The following is a 5649-nucleotide window of genomic DNA, read 5'->3' as shown; positions in this document are numbered from 1 at the left end:
ATCTTTGCAACAGAGCCCTCTCTCCATCAAAATGTCAGGTTGAAATCTATGATACGCAACGACATTCGTCAACAAATTCCGTTTAGTACCCTAATCTGACAGAAACCGCGGTAGCGCCCTGACGTCCGGTTAGGCTATACTCCAAGCTGACATCACAAAATCAAATCCCTCAAAGATGGCGTCAATTGCCTTGATGGGGTAAAAACTGGAGTGCTTCCAGGATGGGACATTCGGCAACGTCATCTCCAGTGCATCTGGCTAACGTGGTCGCCAGCGTCACCTCTATCTTCTGCAAATCTGCAATGCGGCGGCGGACATCTTCAAGGTGGAGTTCGGTTCTCGCCATAACCTCCGCGCAGGTTTGTGCACCGGTATCGGTGAGCGACAACAATGACCGTATCTCATCCATTGCATAGCCAAGGTCGCGCGCGCGCAGGATGAACTGCAACCTTTGCACCAGTTCCGGCGAATAGACGCGGTAGCCGTTGGAACTGCGAGGCGGCCCCGGCAGCAATCCCACCTTCTCGTAATAGCGGATGGTTTCGAGATTGCAGCCTGTTTTCCGGGCAAGCTGGGCACGCAAGATGCCGACCTGTTGCTCCATGAAAATACCTCTTGAGTCTGTAGTGGCTACAGAGCCTACACTGCGAATCACTCAGTTGGAACAAGGGATTCAAGCCATGGTCTCAACGCCGGAAGCGGGACAGCCAGCCCTCACCGAAAACCACGAGCCGAAGCAGGCAAACTGGGTTGCGGCGGGCGCATTGATCGGCGCGGGGCTCGCCTCGGCTTGCTGCGTCGTCCCGCTACTGTTGGTTATGCTCGGAATTTCCGGCGCGTGGATCGCCAACCTGACGGCGCTCGAACCTTACAAGCCCTATGTCGCAGGCGTAACGCTCGCGCTGCTCGGCTACGGCTTCTGGCATGTCTATTTCAAGCCGAAACCGCCCTGTGAAGACGGTTCCTACTGCGCTCGTCCACAATCGGCTTGGACCACCAAGGCGGTGCTGTGGCTGGGCCTTGCCGTCGCCATCCTGGCGCTCACCATCGACTGGTGGGCACCCTGGTTCTATTGAAAGGAAATACCCATGAAAAAGACAGTATGTATCGCTATGGCCGTGCTGGCTATGGCTGGCGGCGGGGTCGCCTATGCAGTTAGTGGCACGGCGCAAGATCGCCCCGCGGCTACCGCAACCGCTCAGAAGCAAACCACCTTTGCCATAGAGAACATGACCTGCGCCACCTGCCCGATCACCGTGAAGAAGGCGATGGAAGGCGTCGCCGGGGTAACGGCGGTCACGGTCGATTTCGCAGCCAAGACCGCGCGCGCAACCTATAACCCGCGCCGCACCAATGCTGCTGCGATTGCCGCTGCATCAACCAACGCGGGTTATCCGGCGCGCGCTATTCAAAACTGAGCGGGGCGCCGCCAGCGCCTCAAGAAAGCGATAAGCAATGAACGACTGTTGCAACCGCCCCGGGCAGGAAGGATTTGACGTGGCCGTCATCGGCGCGGGTTCTGCCGGGTTCTCCGCCGCGATCGCCGCTGCCGATCTGGGCGCGAAAGTGGCGCTCGTCGGTCACGGCACGATTGGCGGCACCTGTGTCAATGTTGGCTGCGTTCCTTCCAAGACGCTGATCCGCGCCGCCGAAGCGGTGCATGGTGGGCTTGCCGCCGCGCGCTTTCCCGGCCTTGGGGGCGCTGTCCAGATGGATGACTGGTCCGTATTGGCGGCGTCGAAGGACGATCTTGTCACGACGCTGCGCCAAAAAAAATATGTCGATCTGCTGCCCGCCTATGACGGTGTGAGCTATATCGAGGGCAAGGCACGCTTTGCCGATGGTGCGCTGATTGTCGGCGATGCGCCCATGAAGGTCGGCAAGGTCATATTGGCGATGGGTGCGCACGCCGCCGTGCCGCCGATTCCGGGGATGGACAGCGTGCCCTACCTAACCAGCACATCGGCGCTGGCGCTGGATCGCTTGCCCAAATCGCTGCTGGTGATCGGTGGCGGGGTGATCGGGGTAGAACTGGGACAGATGTTTTCGCGTCTGGGCGTTGATGTCACCATCTGCTGCCGAAGCCGCCTGCTCCCCGAAATGGACCCGGAAGTGAGTGCCGCGCTGAAAAACTATTTGGAAGCCGAGGGCGTGCGGGTTTGCGCAGGTGTCGGCTATCAGCGTATCGCCCAAACACAGAGCGGGGTCGAATTGACCTGCGAGGGGCATTGTGACACCGTCGCGGCGGAACAGGTGCTCATCGCCACCGGACGCCGACCCAATAGCGACGGGCTTGGGCTGGAGGAGCGCGGCATAGTGCTTGCCCGTAATGGTGGAATCGTCGTCGATGACCACCTCGAAACGTCGGTTCCAGGCATTTACGCGGCGGGCGATGTAACGGGACGGGACCAGTTCGTCTACATGGCCGCCTATGGCGCAAAACTGGCCGCGCGCAACGCGGTGACGGGCAACCAATACCGCTACGACAATTCCTCCATGCCATCCGTCGTCTTCACCGACCCGCAAGTCGCCAGCGCCGGCCTCACTGAAACGACAGCACGGGCGCAAGGCCTGGACATCAAGGTTTCGCTGCTCCCGCTCGATGCTGTGCCAAGGGCACTGGCAGCACGCGATACGCGGGGTCTCATCAAACTGATTGCCGACAAGGCGAACGACCGTTTGCTGGGCGGCCAGATCATGGCACCCGAAGGCGCGGATTCGATCCAGACACTGGTGCTGGCGATCAAACACGGCATGACCACCCTGGAATTGGGTGCAACGATATTTCCTTACCTGACCACTGTGGAAGGCCTCAAACTGGCGGCCCAAACGTTTGATAAGGATGTCGCCAAACTGTCTTGCTGCGCCGGGTGATTGCTCGGGGATCAACCGGCAACGAATGGCCTCCCTCCAGTGCAAGCCGCTTTGGTGTCAATTTTGTTATTCGCCTCAGCGGGAGAGCAAAATGGCACGACGCCGACTTCTGACCGGAGACGAGCGCCGGCGCCTGTTCGATCCTCCTGTCCAAGAAACCGCGATCATTGGGCATTATACCCTTTCTGCGGAAGATGTTGAATTGGTTGGGCGCCGCTATGGTCCAGCAAATCGCCTCGGTCTGGCTGCACAAATCGCTTTGATGCGACATCCCGGCTTTGGTCTGCAACCCGAGATCGGGCTTCCCGACGTCATTCTTCAGTACCTCGCGGCACAGTTATTCGTCGATCCTTCCTCCTTCTCTGCATATGGTCAGCGCGCGCAAACCCGTACCGCTCATGCCGATCTCGTGGCGCGTTATCTTGGCATACGCCCGTTTCGACGCGGCGACCTGGCACTTGCCCTGAATCTTGCCGCGCAAGCCGCCGAGTATACAGACAGAGGTGAACCGATTGTTCGCGCCCTCATGGTTGGCCTGAAGGGTGAGCGGTTCATTCTTCCGTCAGGCGACACACTGGAACGCGCCGGTCTTGCTGGCCGGGCACGCGCACGCAAAGCTGCCGCAGCCGCAATCGTCGAAGGCCTCAGCTCTGCTGAACTGACACGGCTAGACGAACTCGTAATCAACAACCCGGATTTCGGCATGACACCGCTGGCGTGGTTGCGTAATTTCGAAGAAGCCCCGACTGCGGCCAATATCAATGGCTTGCTTGAGCGCCTGCGCTATGTTCGCGGCATAGGTATCCACCCGGTAGTTGGGGGCGCCATTCCGGAATTCCGCTTTGCCCAATTTGTCCGCGAGGGCGGCGTGGCACCGGCATTCCTGCTTTCGGATTACAGCGTCAATCGCAGGCGGGCGACGTTGACGGCCGCAGTGATCGACCTTGAGGCCAGACTTGCCGATGCCGCGATCCAAATGTTTGACCGACTTATCGGCGGCATGTTCACGCGCGCGCGGCGTGGGCGCGAGCGTCGCTACCAAGATAGTATTCAGTCGGTGGGGCAACTCATGCGGCTGTTTGGCGCCACGATTACAGCACTTGATGAGGCTGTCCAGAATGGCGGCGATCCGCTCGAATTGATTGACGAAGCGGTGGGCTGGCACCGGCTTGTTGCGGCAAAGGCCCAAGTAGATGCCCTTGCTGATCTTGCCGGCGAGGACGCACTGGTAACGGCAACCGAGCGTTACGCCACGCTACGGCGTTTCAGCCCGGCATTTCTGGACGCCTTCACCTTCAAGGCGTCTGGAACAGGGACGGCACTGATCAAAGCCATCGATGTCATTCGCGATGCGAACACACGAAAGTCGCGCGACCTTCCCGATGGCGTTCCACTGCCATTCCCCAATCGGCAGTGGAAGCGTCTCATCACCGAAAGCGGCCGTATCGACCGCCGACGTTATGAAATTGCGATCATGGCAACCTTGCGTGATCGTTTGCGCGCCGGTGATGTATGGATCGAGGGAACCCGCAACTATCAGCGCTTCGATGCCTATTTGCTGGGTCGGCGCGACGCCGCCAAAGTGGCGGATGTGCTTCCGTTCGATTCAAATGCTGCATCCTACCTCGCTGACCGGGCACGAAATCTTGACTGGCGGCTGCGCCGATTTGCCAAGCAGTTGAAAACAAACAAGCTTGAGGGAGTGTCGCTCGAACGAGACCGGCTCAAGCTTCAGCAAATGCCGCCTGTCACCCCACCGGAAGCTGAAGCCCTCGATCGCAAGCTCGATACCCTGCTTCCCCGCGTGCGCATCACCGAGCTGCTGCTTGAAGTCGCCGAACGCACTGGTTTTTTGAACGCATTCCGTGACCTGCGCTCAGGCAAGGAGCACGACAACCCCAGCACGGTACTCGCCGCAATTCTGGCTGATGGCACCAACCTCGGGCTGGAGCGGATGGCCAATGCCAGCGAAGGCGTCAGCTATGCCCAACTCGCATGGACCCACAACTGGTATCTTTCACCCGAGAACTATCAGGCCGCGCTGGCCATGATCATCTCAGCCCATCACGAATTACCCTTCGCGCGGCATTGGGGCGCTGGCACCAGTTCGTCGTCCGATGGCCAGTTCTTCCGGTCGGGGCGGAGCCGTTCAGGGGCGGCGGACGTCAATGCCAAATATGGCGCCGAACCTGGCGTGAAAATCTATTCTCACCTTTCCGATCACTTCGCATCATTCGGATCACGGATCATGTCCGCGACGGCAGGTGAAGCGCCTTACGTGCTCGACGGGCTTGTCCTGGGCGCCGGCAACCTTCCGTTGCATGAGCACTATACCGATACCGGCGGCGCCACCGATCATGTTTTCGCACTCTGCCACCTACTCGGGTTCCGCTTCGCGCCACGGCTGCGCGATATTGGCGACCGCAAGCTGGGTTCGATCGCTGCGCCATCGACATACAAGGGCATCGAAAATCTGATGGGCCGCACCATCAAAACGGCAGCGATCGAGGCCGATTGGGATGACATCGTCAGGATTGTCGCCTCAATCAAGGATGGCACGGTGGCGCCGTCAGTAATCTTGCGAAAACTTGCCGCCTACAAACGCCAGAACAGGCTGGATTTTGCATTGGCTGAACTGGGCCGTATCGAGCGCACTTTGTTCACGCTCGATTGGCTTGAACAACCGGAACTGCGACGTGCCTGTCAGGCCGGTCTCAACAAAGGCGAGGCGAGGCACACGCTTGCCGCCGCCATCTAGGCCCAGTCGGCCCGAAG

Annotated in this window: 4 protein-coding genes and 1 pseudogene; 4 read left to right on the top strand and 1 reads right to left on the bottom strand. The window is 59.6% G+C overall.

Annotated elements, in window-relative coordinates; translation table 11 throughout:
• Positions 1-181: 181 nt before the first annotated feature.
• Positions 182-604 (bottom strand): helix-turn-helix domain-containing protein, encoded by a 423-nt coding sequence (locus SPHV1_RS04210; RefSeq protein ID WP_014072603.1) that lies wholly within the window; start codon positions 602-604, stop codon positions 182-184.
• A gap of 76 nt (positions 605-680) precedes the next feature.
• Between SPHV1_RS04210 and SPHV1_RS04205 the strand changes: the two genes are divergently transcribed.
• The 4 genes and pseudogenes from SPHV1_RS04205 to SPHV1_RS04190 all read left to right on the top strand — a co-directional run.
• Positions 681-1076, top strand: coding sequence for a mercuric transporter MerT family protein (locus SPHV1_RS04205; protein WP_014072602.1), 396 nt, complete (start codon positions 681-683; stop codon positions 1074-1076).
• Between the two features lie 12 nt (positions 1077-1088).
• Positions 1089-1418 (top strand): heavy-metal-associated domain-containing protein, encoded by a 330-nt coding sequence (locus tag SPHV1_RS24280; protein ID WP_004213249.1) that lies wholly within the window; start codon positions 1089-1091, stop codon positions 1416-1418.
• Positions 1419-1455: 37 nt separating this feature from the next.
• A complete protein-coding gene (gene merA, locus SPHV1_RS04195) occupies positions 1456-2874 on the top strand; it encodes a mercury(II) reductase (protein WP_004213247.1) in 1419 nt (472 codons plus the stop codon).
• Between the two features lie 91 nt (positions 2875-2965).
• Positions 2966-5629, top strand: a pseudogene (locus SPHV1_RS04190) (Tn3 family transposase); the annotation flags it as partial.
• Between the last annotated feature and the right edge of the window lie 20 nt (positions 5630-5649).

Source organism: Novosphingobium sp. KN65.2, assembly GCF_001368935.1.
Classification (GTDB): Bacteria; Pseudomonadota; Alphaproteobacteria; order Sphingomonadales; family Sphingomonadaceae; genus Novosphingobium; species Novosphingobium mathurense.
Note: the sequence above shows the minus strand (reverse complement) of the source record. Positions and strands in the feature narration are given on the sequence as shown.